The organism is Terriglobia bacterium (assembly GCA_020072565.1).
Classification (GTDB): domain Bacteria; phylum Acidobacteriota; class UBA6911; order UBA6911; family UBA6911; genus JAFNAG01.
Genome location: JAIQGI010000076.1, coordinates 1 through 19059, shown reverse-complemented (window position 1 = coordinate 19059; position 19059 = coordinate 1). Strand labels below are relative to the sequence as shown.

The 19059-nt window shown below is 58.9% G+C and carries 14 protein-coding genes; 9 read left to right on the top strand and 5 right to left on the bottom strand.

The window, feature by feature from the left end:
• Positions 1-139: 139 nt before the first annotated feature.
• Positions 140-1579: an AMP-binding protein gene (locus LAP85_27255; protein MBZ5500110.1), complete on the bottom strand. Its 1440-nt coding sequence runs from the start codon at positions 1577-1579 to the stop codon at positions 140-142.
• Positions 1576-2766, bottom strand: a complete 1191-nt coding sequence (locus LAP85_27250; GenBank protein MBZ5500109.1) for an MFS transporter — start codon at positions 2764-2766, stop codon at positions 1576-1578. The genes LAP85_27255 and LAP85_27250 overlap by 4 nt, the downstream gene beginning before the upstream one ends.
• A 467-nt stretch (positions 2767-3233) precedes the next feature.
• Here LAP85_27250 and LAP85_27245 point away from each other — a divergent pair, with 467 nt between their 5' ends.
• Entirely contained in the window at positions 3234-5510 is a 2277-nt protein-coding gene (locus LAP85_27245) for a M28 family peptidase (GenBank protein MBZ5500108.1), read from the top strand.
• Between the two features lie 188 nt (positions 5511-5698).
• Complete coding sequence (locus tag LAP85_27240) at positions 5699-6280, top strand: hypothetical protein (protein ID MBZ5500107.1); 582 nt, start codon at positions 5699-5701, stop codon at positions 6278-6280.
• 71 nt (positions 6281-6351) lie between these two features.
• Here LAP85_27240 and LAP85_27235 read toward each other — a convergent pair whose 3' ends face one another.
• A complete protein-coding gene (locus LAP85_27235; protein ID MBZ5500106.1) occupies positions 6352-6972 on the bottom strand; it encodes a sigma-70 family RNA polymerase sigma factor in 621 nt (206 codons plus the stop codon).
• 189 nt (positions 6973-7161) lie between these two features.
• Between LAP85_27235 and LAP85_27230 the strand changes: the two genes are divergently transcribed.
• From LAP85_27230 to LAP85_27215, 4 genes are all read left to right on the top strand, one after another.
• Positions 7162-8625 carry an RNB domain-containing ribonuclease gene (locus LAP85_27230; protein ID MBZ5500105.1) on the top strand — a complete coding sequence of 488 codons (1464 nt, stop codon included), beginning with the start codon at positions 7162-7164 and terminating at the stop codon, positions 8623-8625.
• 136 nt (positions 8626-8761) lie between these two features.
• Positions 8762-10120 (top strand): hypothetical protein, encoded by a 1359-nt coding sequence (locus tag LAP85_27225; GenBank protein MBZ5500104.1) that lies wholly within the window; start codon positions 8762-8764, stop codon positions 10118-10120.
• A 76-nt stretch (positions 10121-10196) separates the two neighbouring features.
• A complete protein-coding gene (locus LAP85_27220; GenBank protein ID MBZ5500103.1) occupies positions 10197-10964 on the top strand; it encodes a hypothetical protein in 768 nt (255 codons plus the stop codon).
• Positions 10965-11368: 404 nt separating this feature from the next.
• A complete protein-coding gene (locus LAP85_27215; protein MBZ5500102.1) occupies positions 11369-13201 on the top strand; it encodes a VWA domain-containing protein in 1833 nt (610 codons plus the stop codon).
• Between the two features lie 49 nt (positions 13202-13250).
• On the opposite strand, the gene LAP85_27210 is transcribed toward LAP85_27215, so the two are convergent.
• Positions 13251-13847, bottom strand: a complete 597-nt coding sequence (locus tag LAP85_27210; GenBank protein ID MBZ5500101.1) for a hypothetical protein — start codon at positions 13845-13847, stop codon at positions 13251-13253.
• Between the two features lie 98 nt (positions 13848-13945).
• On the opposite strand from LAP85_27210, the gene LAP85_27205 reads away from it, so the two are divergent.
• A complete protein-coding gene (locus LAP85_27205) occupies positions 13946-14218 on the top strand; it encodes an alpha-L-fucosidase (GenBank protein MBZ5500100.1) in 273 nt (90 codons plus the stop codon).
• Between the two features lie 257 nt (positions 14219-14475).
• Positions 14476-15030 (top strand): sigma-70 family RNA polymerase sigma factor, encoded by a 555-nt coding sequence (locus LAP85_27200; protein ID MBZ5500099.1) that lies wholly within the window; start codon positions 14476-14478, stop codon positions 15028-15030.
• A gap of 163 nt (positions 15031-15193) precedes the next feature.
• Here LAP85_27200 and LAP85_27195 read toward each other — a convergent pair whose 3' ends face one another.
• The gene (locus LAP85_27195) at positions 15194-17671 is read right to left on the bottom strand and encodes a protein kinase (protein ID MBZ5500098.1); all 2478 of its coding nucleotides are present in this window, start codon (positions 17669-17671) and stop codon (positions 15194-15196) included.
• Positions 17672-18118: 447 nt separating this feature from the next.
• On the opposite strand from LAP85_27195, the gene LAP85_27190 reads away from it, so the two are divergent.
• Positions 18119-18889, top strand: coding sequence for a glutaminyl-peptide cyclotransferase (locus LAP85_27190; protein ID MBZ5500097.1), 771 nt, complete (start codon positions 18119-18121; stop codon positions 18887-18889).
• Positions 18890-19059 lie beyond the last annotated feature (170 nt).

The following is a 19059-nucleotide window of genomic DNA, read 5'->3' as shown; positions in this document are numbered from 1 at the left end:
GATTTTGAGCGTCACCTGTTTTGAGAAAACTTCGATTTATCAAATACTTACGGAATCAGCGCGCGAGCCGTCCAACGACGATTCCGGTAACCAATTGCAGCTATTCAACTTCTAATGGGACACTAGTGGGTGGCGTCCCCTATTTTAGAAGGTGCTTTTGTATTTTGCCCAGGGCGGTGCGGGGCAGCTTGTCCACGAAGATGAAAGCGCGCGGGACTTTGAAGGAGGCCAGGGATGCGCGGCATACGGCCTCCAGGGATGCCGCGTCCGCATTGCCCCGGGGCACGATGTATGCGACCGGCACCTCTCCTCGGAGCTCATCGGATCTGCCGACTACCGCCGCCTCGGCAACCGACGGCTGCTCTTCCAGGAATTCCTCCACCTCGCGCGGATAAATGTTGAAGCCTCCCGAAATGATCAGGTCGCTGCGGCGACCCTGCAGGGTGTAATACCCGTCCCGCGACCGCGCGCCTAGGTCTCCGGTCCGGAAGTACCCGTCGACGAACGCCGCGCGGGTTGCGTCTTCCCGTCTCCAATATCCTGCAAAAACGTTCGGGCCACGGAGGAAGATTTCACCGGTCTCCCCGTCGGGCACGGGCCGGCCTTGCGGATCGAGCAGGCGAACCGAAACTCCCGGCAGCGGCAGGCCAACGGTCCCGGCGCGCCGTTCGCCTGCGTAAGGGTTGCTGATGTTCATGAGCGTTTCCGTCATGCCGTAGCGTTCCAGGATGACGTGCCCGAAGAGACGGTGAAAATCTTCAAGCACCTGGGCGGGCAGCGGGGCTGAACCCGAAACAAACAGCCGCATAAAGCCGCCGATCTCCCCTGCCTGCTCGCTCGCGGTATCGAGCAGCCGCACATAGATGGTCGGAACCCCGAAAAACAGCGTGGGGCGGAAATCAAGGAACTCAGTCGTGGCGGACTGGTGCTCGAAGCGCTCCAGGAGCCGCATGCGGCACCCGCTGACGAGCCAGGTATGGAGCCCGTTACCCAGCCCGTGAACATGGAACAACGGGAGCGGGAGCAGGAAGCGGTCCGCCGGAGAAATCTGCCAGCAGGTGATGAGGTTCAGAGCGTTGGCGGCGAAGTTGTTGTGCGTGAGAATCGCTCCCTTGGAAGTGCCGGTGGTTCCCGACGTATAGACCAGAGCCGCCGGGGTGTCTCCGTCGAGCGTCGCTGCCGGCCTTTCGGAGCTCAGGATGGCGGCTTCTGCGGCCAGTTCCGTCGGGTGCCAGACCTGCACTCCGGCGGGAAATCCCTCCGCCGCCGTTACCGCTGCAACCGGTCCGGCATCGCTGAGGATATGTGCGATCTCACGCTGTTTATATAATATGTTGATCGGAACGAAGACCACCCCGAGCTTGATGCAGCTCACGAAGAGGTCGATCATCTCCACGCAGTTGGCGAGATAGACACACAAGCGGTCGCCGGCATGCAGGCCACGGCCGGCGAGGAGTTGTGCCATACGGTTGCTCCGCGCGTCGATGTCGCCGAACGAGTAGCACTGCCCGCGAAACTCGAGGGCCGCCTCCTGGCGGCGCCCTTGAAATGATAGATCGAACAGATCCGCCAGATTCATGATTTGTGAATCCCAAAGGTGCCTGCCAACGCCAGCAGGGAAAAGCCGCCCAGGGCGAGGAAGCTGGATTGAAAACTCCCGCTCCATTCAACCAGCTTGCCGATCATGGGGGGCGCTGCCAGGATCATGATGATCCCCAGCATGTTCACCAGGCCCATCGCCGCACCCGCCCGGCCGGGGAAAAGCTCGGCGGCGCGCGTGAAAAGAGCCGCATAGGGGAGCCCGCACCCTGTCCCGACCAGTGCGATGGCCAGCGCGGTCCACGTAAGGGAGCCGGCCGCAAGGGCCAGCATGAAGCATCCGCCGGCGGAGAGAATGAGGCTGAGATGGAGCAGCGGGCACACCCCGATCCGGCGCACGAGCGCTCCCCCCAGCGGTCTCATCACAATTCCCAGCAGCAACGCGACCGAACCCAGCAAGCCGGCCGGCACCGCGTCGAGCTGCAAACTACGGCGCAGGAACGTCGTGATCCAGGAGCTGACGACGATCACGAGTCCGAAGGAGGCCATCTGCGCAAAACCCAGCCGCCACAGCTGGAGATTGGCGATCATGCCTCCAAAGCTGCCTGGTGCGTGCCGTTGTTGCGGGGATGCCGGCGATGCCAGCGCCCACACAGCCCAGGCGGCCGCAGCCACGACCGCCGTGGCCAGAAATCCCCCGCGCCAACCGAAAGCGGCAGCAAAGCGCGGGACGGCAAAAATCACAAAGCCCGAGCCCAGCAGGATCGACCCGCCGTAGTACCCCTGGGCCAGGTGCGACCTGCGGCCCGGATACGCCGCTGCGATGTAGCGGGCGCCCGCCACGAAACACGTTCCTGTCCCCAGCCCGACAAAGATCTTCCAGCACAGCAGCTGCCAATAGGCCGAGGCAAAGGCAATGGCGAAATTTCCGATGCACACTTGCGCCAGGGCGATCGTGATGACCCGCCGCGCTCCCAGGCGGTCTGCCAGATGACCGCCGGGGATCTGCATGGCGGCATGCGTGAGGAAAATGCCCGTGGTCAGGAATCCCGCCAGAGCCAGGCTGAATCCGAAGGTTTCCGTGAGTGAAGGAATCAGGGGCGCATGGTTGGTGTAATTGGCGGAAAACGCGAAACCCACGAGGCAGGCGCAGATCAGATCAAGCCTGCCCGATCCGTCCTTCTGATCCCTGCGGGCGCCGATACTGGATTCCTGCAATTGCTTCAAATCGCTTTCCAAACTCGTGACATGCCTTATTGCGCTCGAAATGCACCCCACCCTGCGAGACGCGGTCTGCCCGATTCTAACATGGATGGGCAACGTGGGCCGGACACGCATAGGCGCTACCTTCAGAATTCCTGACATGCCCCCAAAAATCCGGAAAATCGCCGAGTTTCCGGACACAGGTGCGAACCATTATCGGTCCGATTTTTCGCGCCGAAGGCGCCTCGGAGTGCGGCTGCATGACGTGAACCTCATACGCAAATCGTTATCTGTGTCGCACCTTCAGCGCTCAATTCTTCATCCTGCTTGAATCCCGGACGGGCTCCTGGGAGTTGTTGACGGGGAGATTTCGCTCTACTCCCCCCGTCGTATCATGTTATCTTCAGCGCGGCTGCTCTAAAGCCGCTGCCTATGATTCGACCCTGTCTCCTCATTTTCAGTCCGAACCTCTGCGACCGGAAGGAAATCCAATGAGATACATCGGTACTACACTCACTCGACGATTGGCAACGTGTCTGCTTTTCGTCATGACTGCGGCGCTCTGCGGCAGCATCGGCTTGGCCCAGGGACCGGTCGACCGCTGTCTGGTCCCCGCAAAGATCCGCGATGCGGTCCTCAACGAAACATCCGGCGAGGAAGCATATCAGCACGTGCAGATCCTGGCCGTCAACCGCAACCGGCAGGCGGAGGAGTACACGAACCAATATTTCGAATCGGCCTACATCGAGAAGATGGCGAGGCAGTACGGCCTTTCCGACGTGCAGGTGGAGTTCTTTCCGACCCGCGACCAGTGGGATGCTGAAGAAGCCGATCTCTGGCTCGTGGCGCCCACGAAGAAGAAGCTTGCCAGCCTGAACATGGTCCCGACCGCGCTGGCGCAGGGGAGTATGAACGCAGACGTGGAGGCCGAGCTCGTATATGTGGGCCAGGGACGCGAGACCGATTATCAGGGGAAGGACGTCAAGGGGAAAATCGTCCTGGGAAGCGGCAGCGTCGGCCAGGCCTTCACGAGCGGCGTGCAGCGCGGCGCCGTGGGCGCCCTCGGCACAGGGAGTGCAGGTGTGAGCGCGAATTCGGCAGGCTACACGCTGGATCAGCTGGGCTGGTCGAGCGTGTCGGCGCGTGCAGAGACCGGAGGCTTCGGGTTTGTCCTTTCGCTCCGCCAGTTTTACGAATTGCGCGACTACCTGGACCGCGGGCAGAAAGTTGTGTTGAAAGCCCACGTGCGCACCAAGACGTACCCCAGCCGGATGAATGTCATCTCGGCATCCATCCCCGGAACCGACCCGAGTGCCGGCGAGTTGATCACCGTCGCCCACGCGTACGAGACCATCGCGACCCCCGGCGCGAACGACAACTGCACCGGCGTCGCGACCATCCTCGAGGTGGGCCGCACACTCGCCCGGTTGATCAGGGACGGCGACCTGCCGCGCCCGAAGCGCACCATCCGGTTCGTGTGGGGACCCGAGATTTCCGGCTCGACCGCTTTTATGAACAAGCGCCCCGATCTGCAGGACAAGCTGATCGCGGCGCTCAACTTCGACATGACCGGCGCCAACCTGAAGCTGACCGACGGCTACCTCCGCATGAAGATGACGCCGGACTCGCTGCCGAGCTACCTCAACGACTTGATGGCCAACCTGCTGCAGTTCGTGGATCAGACCGAGATCCGGACCCAGCAGGGGGACAACGGCCAGTTCAACTACCGCTTGTGTCCCGTTGCCGCGATCACGTCGGGGAGCGATCACTCGGTCTTCAACAACGGTGGCATCCCTGCCATGCAGTTCAACCACTGGCCGGACAACTTCTACCACAGCAGCCATGACCGCATCATTTATGTTGACCCGACCGAGTTGAAGCGCCCCAGCTTCATGGCTGCTGCGGCCTTCTACTACCTGGCGACGGCAGCGGCTCCGGAGGCGCGGGCGCTCGCATGGGAAGCCGCGACCAATGGGCAGAAGTGGATCGCGGAAGTGACCCGCCAATCGGTCCGGTTGTTGGGCGACGATCCTGCCAAGCTCTACGACCAGTGCAAGGCCGCCCAGACCAAAGTCACCGGCGCATTCAACCGCGCAAAGGGGGGCGTCGAATCGGTGCTCACCTTATCGAAAGATCCGGGCCTGGTCGCGAGCCTCAAACCGCTCATCGCCACCCTGGAATCGGCGCGCAATGCAAACTCGAAGATCGTCGAGGCCACCTACCGGGATCGCTGCGCCGCACTCGGAGCGACCCCGGCCACGCTCACGCTGACGGACAAGGAACGCGAGTATTCGCTATTGGTGCCGCGGCGTCTGTTCAAGATTTATTCGGCAGAAGCGCAACGGCGGAGCCAGGGCGGCGGCAGGGGACAGGGCGCCGGAGGCGGGCGCGGAGAGGGTGCAGGCGCCGGTGCCGCAGGGGCGGCAGAGGAACAGGCCCGCGGCCAGGCTCCGGGACAGCAGCCCGCCGGCCGCGGCGGTGGCGGGCGCGGGCGCACGCCAGGGCTGCCGGGGCTCTCGTCGAGTGAGATCAACATCGCCATCGACGGCACGCGCAGTATCCTCGACATCTACAACCTGGTGCGGGCCGAGTGCGGCAACCTGGTCACCGGCAACGCCGAAACGAAGTTCTCCTACCTCCTGGCGCCGGATGCGCCGGATGTGGAACTGGAAGCGGTAGCCACAGCGATCCGAAACCTCGAAAAGTCCGGTGTCGTGGAGATCAAGCAGCTCCCGCCCCCGGCACAGGAGAAGCCAAAGAAAAAATAAAAAATGCTGCCGGGAAAATGCGAAAAATTCAGAGTGCGGAGCTTCAAAGTGAACGCCGGCCGCTGGACGGCGCCCTGATGTCCAGGGAAATCCAGTTAACGCCGTATGACTCAAACAACGATTTATCGATCACGAAACTGCGGATCGCGTCCGGCGGCTGCGACCCACCGATGTGGTAGGGAGACGTTATGAAAATCCATGTCGTGATGGCTTTTTTGACGTTCATTCCCGGAACCCTGGGCCTTCACGGAGGAGGCGAGAAACTCATCCAGGGTTCAATCAGATCCTGGGGACGGCCCGCATTCGGTCTCAGGTCTTCGATCTCGGTCGAAAAGATGCCCGCATCGAGGGGGAGTCCGTTCATTGTCTCTGTGATTGTCGAAAATATTTCGGGAACCAGGGTCGACTTGAAAACGATCTCCGCATTTGATCTCAGGAATTCTTCGAAAACATCGCCGGAATCGACTCTGACATTTGGGAGTTATTGGTGCCCCGTCAATCTTACAGACAAGAATCCTGCCGGAAAGTCCGGATTGATCCTGGCTTCTCCGTCTCAGCTTGTTATGGAGAAGGGTACATCCATACGTGCCACGATGGATTTGACCAGGCACGGTTGGGATAAAAGCGTCAGCTCGTTTTGGCCGGCAAGAGATTTTGATTCGGTGGTCGGTCCCGGGACCTACATAATACGGCTGGATATTCAAGTGGGCAGCGGCGACGATCCCAAATGGATTCGCTCCAACGAAGTCACAGCTGTGATTGGGAAATAGAGCCGCTTCCCAATTCTCGATTTCTCCCCGGCCGGATTCAGCAGAGAGCGCTCTGACCGCCGCGGGGTACACTACCCGGGACGGGAGACGCCCAGGTCGATCAGGATGTTCCGCAATCGTTCCACGGCCCTCAGGTACCGCTTGCTTGCGGCAGCCTCCGTTATCTGCAGCAGTTGGGCCATGTCGCGCGCGCTGAGCTGCTCAAAATGACGCCAAAGGATCAGGTCGCGTTCCTCGTCGTCGAGCTGGCCCAGGGCCACGCGCAACCGCTCGGCAAGCTCAACCCTGGCAAGTTCCTGGCTCGGTGACGGAGAGCGATCCGCAATGCCGCTCACGAACTCCGCCGAGCTGTCCACCGGCAAGCGGGCGACTTCATGAGTGACCCTGCGCTTTTCGGCTCCGAGGTGGCGGCGATGCAGCGCCAGCACCTTTTCCCGCGCAATCCAGTGAAGCCATAGATAGAAGGGCATTCCCTCCTGCCGGATGTATTTCGGCAGACGCCTGATGGCCTCCAGATACGTGTCCTGCAAGATGTCCGAGGCGTCCACCCGGGCAGCCACACGCCGGTCCATCCTCATGGCGATGGCCCTCCGCAACCGCGCCCGGTGTCGTTGAAAGAGTTCCTCAAATGCCGCCTGGTCGCCGCCCCGGGCTCGCTCGAGAAGTCCCTGGGTCTCATTCGGATCGCTCATGATTCTCCCTCGTGAGGGCCAGTATATGCCCGGCTCATCGGGATGATCGCAATTTCTGTGAAATATCCGCTACCGGATAACCCCGGGCAAACCGCGATGTTCCGCTTTTCCAATTCCGAACGGGGACACTACCCTATTTGATGCCACTCTGCGATATATTATGGGAAGCATCAGGAGGACAGGCAAAAAATGAGCAGACCGCGCCATCGAGCAGAACTTCGAAGAATTGCCCACCAAGCAATGATCGACCGAGGGCTTCAGCCCGATTTCTCCCCCGCGGCGCTGGCTGAACTTGACCGCATCACCGGACCGATAGAGCAGGACGGCGGTGCCGTTCGAGATCTGCGCGACCTTCTCTGGGCTTCGATTGACAACGACAGCTCGCTGGATCTGGATCAGCTCTCTGTCTGCGAAAAACTCCCGGGAGGGGCAGTCAAAATTCTTGTCGCGATCGCAGACGTCGACGCCACGGTCAAAGAAGGATCTCTTATCGACCAGCACGCAGAACAAAACACCACGTCTGTCTACACCCCCGCAGAGATATTCCCGATGCTCCCGGAAAAGCTCTCAACCAATCTCACCTCCCTCGCCGACCAGCAAGACCGCCTGGCGATAGTGGTGGAGTTCATCGTTGCCCCGGATGGTTCGATCAATGCATCCGACGTTTACCGGGCAATGGTGCGCAACCGGGCCAAGCTCGCGTATGACAGTGTGGCGGCCTGGCTCGAGGGCAACGCTCCCGCTCCCGAACCAGTCAGCCGCGTTCGGGGCATGGAAGACCAAATCCGCACTCAGGATGCGGTTGCCCAGAGGATGCAGCAGCTGCGACATGAGAGGGGCGCGATCCTGCTGGAGACGCTTGAGCCGCAGGCCGTCTTCGATGCCGACATGGTTGTGGATCTCAAGCTCGATAAGCTCAACCGGGCCAGGCAGCTGATCGAAGACCTCATGGTCGCAGCCAACGGAACGGCGGCCCGTTACCTTGAACAGAGAGTTTTTCCGTCCTTCCGGCGCGCCGTGCGCTCGCCTGAGAACTGGCCACGGATCGTTGAAGTTGCCTCGGAGTTGGGGGAGACCCTCCCCGCGGAACCTGACTCGAAAGCACTGCAGGCTTTCCTCGCAAAACGCGCACAGGCCGATCCTCTCCGCTTCCCCGACCTCTCGCTGGTCATCGTCAAGCTCTTGGGCAAAGGAGAGTACGTCGTGGGGCATCCCGGCGACCCTCCAATCGGCCACTTCGGACTGGCGGTGAAGGATTACACGCATTCGACGGCTCCAAATCGGCGCTTTCCGGATCTTGTCATTCAGCGGCTGCTAAAGGCTGCAATGGCCGGACACCCGGTCCCGTATGACGATGGCAGGCTGCAAGCCCTGGCATCGCACTGCACGCAGAAGGAAAGCGACGCCAACAAGATTGAGCGGCAGGTTCGAAAGTCCGCGGCTGCGCTCCTTCTTCATTCGCGGATCGGCCAGCATTTCCATGCCCTGGTCACCGCCACCGCCGAAAAGGGGACATGGGTGCGGGTCTTAAAGCCGCCGGTCGAGGGACGACTGGTGAGTGGGTTCGAAGGGCTGAAGGTTGGGAAAGAGGTGCGGGTCAGGCTGGTCGCTACCGACGCCGAAAGAGGCTTCATCGACTTCGCAAGAGCTTAGGCGTCCGGCCGCGATCTGGTCAAAATCGATCGCCACGAAATGCTGCCACTCGCCGGTGAGAGACTTGAATAGATTGCTACACCCGGTTTGATGGATGTATCGTCGTTATTACCATCGGTACCTCTGGAGGTCAAAAATGAAACTCTCGGGAACAGTGCCGCTTTTGGGGGCCTTGCTTCTTTACGTTCCATCTCCTGCTTTGGCAAGCGAGCAGCAGGTACAGTACTTCCCGCAGCTTGCCGACGGCGGCGGCTACAGCACCACGTGGTATTTCACCGGTTATGGCTTGGGGCCGACCTCGGTGGACGTAGAGATTCTTGACAAAGACGGGTATCGACTTACTCTGACAACCGACCAAGGAACAAGCGATACATTTCACCTTTCCCTCAACGGCTACGGCTCGACTTCCCTCCGAACCCTTGGAGCAGGCAGTACGGTGAAGACTGGATATGTCAAGATCACGTCGAGCCCCCCCGTCGGGGTGACCGAGACCATTAAACTTGCCGGGAGCAATGGGCTTGCGAGCCGGGCCGCAGTTCTTCCCTCATTTCCGATTGGGATGGCCACACTACTCGTCCCCGACGCCCGGAGCACCGCAATTGCGCTGTTGAATCCCGACTTCTCAAACACAATCATCTTCCGGCTGCTGGATAAAGACGGCAATCCTGCGGGGCCGCCTTCGACATTCCCAATGGAGGCGCACAGACAGGTGGCACTGTATGTCAATCAGATCCCCGGTTTTGAGAAGGTGGCCTCTCTGGACGGATCGATCGAGCTGTCCGGATCGTCGCCGTTCTATGTGACAACGCTGGCATTTGAGGGCCAGAACTTTGCTATCGCGCCGGTTTTACCCGGGCGCAGCGAGCCTGCGGATGATCGCGGCAGCCTTCTGAATCAGTACAACTCGCTCCTTCAGCAATCGCTGAACCTGGGGGATCAGCTCCTCCCTCCCTCAGCGGAGGACCTGGCATCATTCGCCGGCTTTCTCAGCCAGCCTCAGACTGGATTGATTCGACTGCTTCCCAGGGAAACCTATGATGGCCATCTGACGATCCGAGGTGGCGGAGCGTACTATTCATTCGCTCGACTGACTCATGAGTACGGCTATGGATCGGATATCGGGCTTGAACAGGGCTATCTGAGCGTCGGCTTCGCGGGCGCGGATTTCGGGTTTTTGGCCAGCCTTGGAAATATGTCGATTGACGGAGTCACGCTGGACGATCCGGCAGTGCAATACCTTGCCTCGTTCGCTGCACCAACGAATCTATCGGATGCGCGAGTCCAACAACAGCGCGCCGGAGCTGGATTTTCAATAGGATCGTACCGCTACATCGATCGCATGAATGCGGCTCAGAATACCTACGTACTGCGTTCGGTCTGTTACGGGAGATCGGACTTGCTGGTGGCTTTTCGAGTAACCCGGTTCGACACCGATGGAAGCATGATTCTCGTCTGGAAATTGCTTAGGAGTTTTCCGGTGCCCCAGCTTCAGTAAATGAATGAGGCGTACCTGCTGAAATTGCCTCGTTGACAGCTTTTCTTTCCGGCCGTCGGAGACTGCCGAGATCGAGATGATCCTCCACAAATGCCTCCAGAAGGATCCTCGAAACCGGTACCAGGATGCTGCCGGCCTGATTGGGGCGTTGCGATCTGTCAGTCGGCAGGATGCGCCTGGCTCTCAGGCGAAAGCTACTCTCAAGGCTCGCCATCCGTCCATTGCGGTTCTCCCCTTCGTGGATATGAGTCCTCAAAAGGACCAGGAATATTTCTGCGACGGCATAGCAGAGGAGCTGATTAATGCCCTGACGCACATCAGGGATTTGCGCGTTGTGGCGCGGACCTCCGCGTTCGCCTTCAAGGGGAAGAACATCGATGTTCGAGAAATCGGCAAGACGCTGAGCGTCGACTCAGTTCTCGAGGGGAGCATTCGCAAGGCTGGAACGAAACTGCGCGTCACAGCCCAGCTGATCAGCATCGAAGATGGCTATCACCTCTGGTCGGAGAAATTTGACCGCGAAATGGAGGACATTTTTGCCATCCAGGACGAGATCTCGACGGCCATCGTGGACAACTTGAAAATCGAGTTGCTGGCAGACGAGAGGACTGTGGAACTGGACCCGGCCATGGGACTGGCCTACTTCCATGCCGGGATGTCTTATTACCAGAAAAATCTGATGGACAAAGCGATCTCCGCGTTTCAAAAATCCAGGGAATTGGCCGCTTATTCCGGCTGGGCGGAGAGCTACCTGAGGACTTCGAGTGTCGTGGCCGCGCGGCGGTCCGCCCCCCTGTATAATCTCTGGACGCCGAAAAACGCAAACGGACAACGACAGTATTGATCTTGCCGGCACGCGGGAGGTTTTGCCGCCCCGCAGGGATCCGCGCTTTGGCCGCGGATAAACGGAATGTTCCCTTTTCGCTTGATACTCCGGCCCGGCGGCGATAGAAATGCAGGTCGCGATCGATGCCATTGACTGGAATTGACATGGATTCAGGCCTGGAATTGTCTCGAAACGAAGCTGAGAGCCCGGTCCCCGCAGGATCGTGTTTCTCAGAGTCTTTGGCTGTTAGAGGTGGTGTTGAGAGGTGTTGATCCGATTGTCGCATCTGGCTGCCGACTATCCTGAGATCTCTGAGCTCGACATCTTGGAGAAGCGGTTGCGGAAACAGTTGCCTGTGATAGGATGAGGCGGAAAACAGACAGCCATAAGCCGGTAAAACCGCAGTGCAGAGACATGGATACATGCGCCGATTGATACCAATCCCGATCACGGTTGTCGGCTCCGCTCTCCTTCTCACCATGGGATTGTCCGCTCGCGGTTCCCATGCGCCGGCCGCGCAGGTCCAGACCCGGGCCCAGGAGCAGCGACCCCCTCAGGCCGGAACCATCCAGGTCCGCGTGCGCCTGGTTCCGGTAGATGTGATCGTCACCGACCGGCTCGATCGCCCGGTGGCCGATCTGAAGAAGGAAGAGTTCCGCATCTTCGAAAATGGGCGCGAGCAGGAGATCCGCCACTTCTCGGTGCAGACCTTTACGAACGCCGCACCAGAGCCGGCGCCGACCGCCACCCCGCAACAGGTTTCTCCTACCGGGATCACGCCGCAAACAGCCCGCACCTTTCTCATCCTGATGGGGCGCGGCCGGCACCATCGCTTCAAAAACCTGGAAAACCTGATCCGCTGGGTTCGCGCAGACTTGCTGCCGCGGGATCGCGTGGCTGTGTTCGCATACAATCGTGCGACCGATTTCACCACCAATCACGAACGCATCGCCCGCGTGCTTGAACGTTACCAAGGCACGTACGAAAACATCGAGGCGCAGCTGGAGTCGCGTGCGAGCGGGCTAGCGGTCATCTACGGGAGCAGGGAAATTCCGAAGTCTCTGCAGAATTACATCAACGGCATCTTTGCCAACTCCGATGGACTCGAGAGCCGCCAGGTGCCGGCGGATGCTTCGGACACGTCCCAGGCAAAGAGAGATCGTGCCAAGGCTGCTCAGATACTGACGCACCAGCTGGTCCAGCAGATGGCGGATACGGTCGCGGATCCGGGGAAATCGATCGCGGCAAATCTCAACGAGCTCGCGGCCATGGACATGGTCACCGGTCTGATCCCGTTAAATGAATGGGCCGAACTGAACACCGGTTCCACCCAGGACATGAAGAACATCTTCACCTGCATCGAATACCTGCGCTATCTGGAAGGCGAAAAGCATCTCCTGTTTTTCACCGAAGAAGGATTGTTCTTCCCTTTCGGCAACGTGGACAACGATGACACCATTGCAGCAGTCGCAAACAATGCCCGTGTTGCGATCGACACCTTCCAGACCGGCGGCATTCGCCTTGATATGGGCATAAGCAAAGGGCCGGTGAACCTGATGAACAATCCTCTTTCTGATCCGGGACGCGCCAATGCACTCGCCAGCCTGGGCACCATCTCTCAACTCACAGGCGGCCGTTCCTCGATCTACGGCAGCCTCGGCCCCGCACTGCAGCGTGTCAATGCGATCACGCGCGTCGCGTATCTGCTCGGTTATTATCCCAAGGATGAGGATTGGAATGGCGCTTATCGTCAAATCAGCGTCAGGGTGAACCGGCCTGGGTTGAAGGTCTCTTTCAGGCACGGATATTTCGCCCGCGACGCGTTCCGGCCTTCCGATCAGCAGGAGTTCCTTGCTTACAGCCGTATCACTTCAGCCGGCGGCTATGAGGCGGACATCGGCGATCTTCCCTTCAGGATTGCCACAGCAAGCTCGGTGACCGCTGCGGGCCAACCGCAGATCAAGGTGGACCTTCAAATCGACGCGACCAGACTCGGCTTCAGGAACGTAAACGACCGTCACACAGGCAAGCTGCGCATCGCCATTTTCTATGCGGACCGCAAGAGGAATTACCTGGGCGAGGAGTGGAAAATCCTGGACCTGCGTCTGCTGGAGGACAATTACCAGCGGTTCCTGCAGTCGGGCATTCCGGTATCGATCCCGATACCGCTCAAGGCACCCAACCAGATCCTCAAGGTCGTTATCTATGATACGGAAAGCGACCGGGTAGGAAGCAGGCTGATCAAGGTGCGCTAGGCACAGCCCATGAAGCGGACCAGTTTGACTACAGCAATTTTCATTCGCACTACTTTTTCAACAACAGAACCCGCGTGAATCGCAGTTCATTCTGCGGACCGAAGCGATAGGAAACACTCCAGGAGCCAAGGCGGTCATTCAGCTTCAGGAGCGGGCCGACTTGAGGGTTCCATTTCCCGTCCGCATGGAAAAAGCCGTTGGAGATCCCGACCTCCCACCGCCGGCGAATCACCTTGCTGGCATCGAGGGTGTCGAGCACCTGATAATGCGCGACATCTCCTGAGATGGGAACAAAATGTCCCAAAAAGGAATTGATGCGCCATCCGTCTTTGTCGAACATGATCAGCAACGCAATCTTGACGCCGCGCTGCCCCGCCTCCTTGGCTATGACTGCGTAAGCCATGGGTGCAATCGTCAGGAATTGAGCGGGCTTGAAGCCGTATCCGCCACCAAGGTTGAATTCGTTGCTTCCCGGCACGCCCACGTAAAACAGGTCCACGATCGCGGAGTTGTGGAACGTATAGTTCCAATCGGCATAGCGATATTTCGTGTTGGCGCCGCGCGCTTCAAAGTAGTGTTGAGCCTGCACCTGGCCGCCGGCCAGCCAAAATGCCAGGACTACGCCTGCCTTCATTGTGATTCGCATAGGCCCATTGAACACTATCCGGCCCCTGTAAATCAGCATATTTCTCGCAATGCCCTGGGTGAGGTCGTGAGCGGCAGCCTGCCGGCTCTCTCAAAGCGTTGCACATCGAAGGCTACAAGCCGGATTTGATCTGGTTCGACGGCGACTGGGATTTCTCTGCCGAACAGTGGCGGGCGAAGGAGCTGCGCGAGCAGATTTTTCGCCTCCTGCCTTCCGTCATTTTGAACTCGCGCCTGAACGGCTATGGGGATTATGCCACTCCGGAACAGGGCGTTCCGATTGCGATGGCGATCGCGACTGCGATAGCGATGCCGATGCCGATCACGACCACGATGTTCGTTGGGAGAGCCTTTCTTGGTGCGGTGAAGTAAGTGTCCGTTCGCGGGAAAAATTGGTCTCAAAAGCGAACACTCGAGGAAATGTCCGGTCCCGTGGCGTAGGTAGCCGCTCCGAACCGGGGGCACGCCAAACTCAATCGTTGGAATAGAAAAGGGCGTATCCATGCGGCGCCAGGTCTTGAAAGACTTCCTGGCACGATTAGTGCTTAAAATCATGTATGCCTATGCTGTGCCCGATATCAAACAAAGCACGGACCGATAATCCCGGCGCTCCCGTTGATCAGAAGATCGTGAAGCGTTGCCTCCGGGGAGATGAGGATGCCTGGGAGACGATCGTGCACCGCTATGCCGGGCGTATCTTTGGCCTGTGCTACCGCTATACCGGCCGCCGGGACGAGGCGGAAGACTTGACGCAGGAAATATTTATCCGGATCTATCAGAACCTGCGCAGCTTCCGCTATGAGACCGGGAGCTTTAATAACTGGGCCCTGAGGCTGAGCCGGAACCTGGTCATCGACCGCTTCCGGCAAACCAGGCGGTTCCAGCAGTTCGGCGGAAGTCCCGAGCTGGAGGCCATGCATCTGGAAGACGAAACCAGGCCGAATCCTCATAGAAGGATAGAACAGGCGGAGGCTTCCAAGGTCATCGCGGAGGCACTGCGCGCACTTTCTCCTGAGAACAAGGAAGTGATCATCCTGCGCGACCTTCAGGGGATGGGCTATCAGGAAATGGCCGAGGTGCTGGGGATACCGGAGGGCACCGTCAAGAGCCGCATCAATCGCGGCCGACTGGCGCTGGCCAGGCAGCTATCCAGATATCAAGCCAGGAAGGGAATGCGCGTCTAGCAAGTGCCCACGCCCTGCCGGCGTACTCTCCCAGGGGAGCCGGCAATGCCGACCCAGCGTCTCTGCTGGGCGGCCAAAACCCGCTACGCAGGACCACCAGCCCCACCACGGTACCACCGGGCGCGAGCCCCATAGACTGCAGTCGACTGCCGCCATTGCCGGATTATGACGCCGGAAACTTCATTCGGTGTAACAGATCCTGAAAGCGCGGATCGCTGCGTATGGGGTCCCAGCGCGGATCGACGCTCAACCACACCATCATGGCCCCGTGCGCAGCGTAAGCTTTTTCCAAAAATTCGAATGCCTTGCTTCGATCTCCCAGTCCAAGGTACACGATCGCAATATCATAATCTTGCGCGATCCCTTGCGTGCGCCCGCTGGTCAGATCGGCTAGAATCTTTCGGGCTTCTTCCGTCTGGCCGACCAGTCCATAAGCATGCGCGAGCGCAGCCAGATGTTCCGGATTGCGTTGAGACAGGTTCACCGCAGTCTGGAATTCCTGGATGGCTTCGCTCATCCTGTGCTCGCTTTCATAGGCAAATCCGAGCCTGAGATGGGCCAGGTTGAACGTTGGGTCTTTTACCAGGGTCTTCTTGAACTGGTCGATTGCCTCCTTGGAGCGGCGCTGGAAATAGTAGATCCACCCTTTGTTCGTATTGATTATGAGAGAGAGCGGATCGATCTCAAGGGCACGGTCCAATTCCTCGATGGCATCGTTGTCTCTTCCGAGCGCTACGAGCAGCAGAGCGTACCAGTGGTGGGCGGTGTCATAGCCCGGATTATACTGGAGCGCAAGCTGGAAATTGCGCTCGGCTTCCTGCCAGTCCCAATCGTAATAGCGTGCAATGAATGCAAGAGACGTGTAGGCCTCCGCCAGTTGATCATCATACTTGAGGGCCTTTTGGGCAGCGTCCTTTGCCTTGGGGAAACCTTCGTCCGCGGTAGCGTAGTTGTACCGGACCTGCAGGGAGTAGGTGTCAGCCAATCCCGCGTAAGCCAAGGCATAGCCAGGGTCATAACGGGTGGCTTCGCTGAATAATTGAACGGCCCTTTTGAATCCGTCTTCGTTTCGTCGATTCCAGAAGTACTTGCCTTCGAGATAGGCACTATACGCTTCCGCATTCTCAGTGTGTCTCTTACCCAGTCTTTTCTCATCCTCGGGATTCAACTGCAGGCGCAGGTTCGTGGTCACCGCCTTGGCGATCTCTTCCTGCAAGGTGAAGAGGTCGGCCTTCCGCCGCCGGTAAGGCTGTCCCCAGAGATTGCCATTATTGCGGGCATCGACCAGAGCCACGCTGATCGAAAACTCTTCTCCGCGACGCAGAACCTTGCCGAGAAGCAACGCCTGGACACCCAAATCCCGGCCGACTTTGACGGGATCGATTGCCTGCCCTTTGTATCGGGCCACGGAAGTGTAGGCTATCACCCGGAGGGTCTTGAGTTGTGAAAGGCTGTTGATGAGGCTCTCCGCCAGCCCATCGCTGAGGTACATCGAGTCGGGATCATTCCCGACACACTCAAAAGGCAGCACAGCCACGGAGCCAATCGTCTGGCTTCCGAACCTTGCACCTGTCAGCTGATAAACGGCGTAGGCGCCAGCGATCAAAAGCAGCAGCGCGGCGGCACCCAGGACCAACGGTCTCATCCGACGGCGCGCCGGCAGATCAAGGATCTCTGCAGGCGCGCTCCCCTTCCGTGGCGCTCGATATGCGGATCCTTCCGCGGCAGAGATGCCGGCCGCTCGCGCAACCGCCTTGTCCGAGGTGATGTCTCGTTTCAGCCGTTTCAGATCCGCGGACAGGTCGGCAGCCGACTGGTACCGCAAATCTCTCTCTTTTTCTATGGCCTTGTGAATGATGTTTCCAAGTGCATCCGGCAGTTCAGGATTGATGCGCGACAGGGCCGGGGGGCTCTTGTGCAAAATGGCGTCGAAGGTGGCAGCCGAGGTTGTGCCGGCAAATGGCTGTCGCTCCGTCGCTATTTCATAGAGCACCACCCCGAGCGAGAAGATATCTGTCCTGGAATCAACCTCGTTTCCCAATGCCTGCTCGGGTGACATATAAGCCACAGTGCCTACGGCCATGCCGGGACTGGTCAGGAGGTCATCCCGAACCGCTAACGGTTCTGTGCTGGCCTCGGCGGCTTTGCCCCTGGCATGATGCTCCGGAGCCAATTTCGCCAGGCCGAAATCCAGGATTTTGGCATGTCCGCGGTCGGTCACAAATATGTTGGAGGGCTTGATGTCGCGATGAACGATTCCCTTGGAGTGGGCGACACCAAGGCCGTCTGCGATAGCGATGCCCAGTTCGAGCAGTTGTTCGATTTCGATCGGCTTTGTCGAAATGTAGTGCTTCAGGGTCTCGCCTTCGAGATACTCCATGGCGATAAAGTGCCGACCTTCATGCTCGCCGATTTCGTAAATCGTGCAGATATGAGGATGATTGAGTGAGGAAGCAGAGCGCGCCTCGCGCTGAAACCGCTCCAACGCATGCCGATCACTGGACAATTCCTCAGGCAGAAACTTAAGCGCGACAAAGCGGCCCAGCTTGGTGTCTTCCGCCTTGTAAACGACGCCCATGCCGCCGCTGCCCAGTTTCTCCAGGATCGTGTAGTGAGCGATGATCTGGCCTACTTGGGGCATGAAACCCTCCGGGGCAACGGATCTGGTTGGGATTATCAGTATCGGCCCGATTATAGTGCGGGCATGCCGCCTTCAATAGCAAAATCCGCCGTTCTTTGGACCGCACGATCTGTGCGCGAGGAAGCTGGCCAGTGGTAATTTGGCGTCGGACCATGGCATGCGGCCGGCGGCGTAAAAAGCGCGCCACGGCGGATGCCGGCGTTGCGCCGATATTTCGCGTATTGACTTGAGGCTGGTGCTTGAATAGCGTAGGGACCTCATCAGGCCGATTTTGATGAGTGACCCAAGGTTCTGGGAAATGCGATTCGGATGGCGGCGCGCTGGAGTCAAGAGGCTCGCCACGCCGTTGCCGGCATTGCCAGACGAAGCCTTTCGTTCATGGAGTCGAGAGTGAAACAACTGCAAAAACGCTTCGGCGAGACGCACACTCTGCGAAGCGCCGGGATCATGCTGTCAATCGCAACACTGGCCGCTCTTCAGATTCAGAACCCGTCGAATTCTTCGGGTCAGGCAGCAGACGCAGCGACATATGGCTACCGTGTGGTGCACGCCTATCCGCATGATGCCGCAGCGTATACCCAGGGATTGCTCTATCGCGACGGGTTTCTCTTCGAAAGCACGGGTCTGAACGGCCGATCAACCCTGCGAAAAGTGCGGTTGGAATCAGGCGAAGTGATTCAACGTTGCGCCGTCGATCCCAAGTACTTTGCCGAAGGTTTGACCGATTGGGGCGACCAATTGATACAGCTCACCTGGTTGTCGAACATCGGCTTTTTCTACGATCTCAGCACCTTCAAGGTGCGGGGCACGTTCAGGTTTTCCGGAGAAGGCTGGGGCCTCGCCCATGATCGACAGCGGCTGATCATGAGCGACGGAAGCTCCACTCTCCGATTTCTTGATCCAGCCACTTTTCAGGAGATCGGGCGCCTGGCAGTTAAAGACCGGGGCGAATCCGTTAAGAATCTGAACGAGCTGGAGGTTGTGCGCAATGAGATCTTCGCCAATGTATGGCACACCGATCGAATTGCCAGAATCGAGCCTCGATCCGGCCAGGTGGTTGGATGGATTGATCTGCAAGGCCTGTTGCCGACCAGCGATCGGAGAGATCCCGAAGCCGTGCTCAACGGCATCGCTTATGATGCCGCAAGAGATCGACTGTTCGTCACGGGCAAGCTATGGCCGAAACTCTTTGAGATTCGGCTGGAGCGCCGCCGATAGGGCGGACCCATCCCTCTTTTATCTCTGCATTCTCTGCGCCCTCTGTTCCGAAAATTCTTAGGCTCAGGCAGCCTCTTCCGTTAGTTTTACTTTGTAGCCCAGATGCTCAAGTCTTTTTACATGGTATCGACGAATTCGGTCTCGGTGAAGGCGTTCAAAGTAATCGGCGC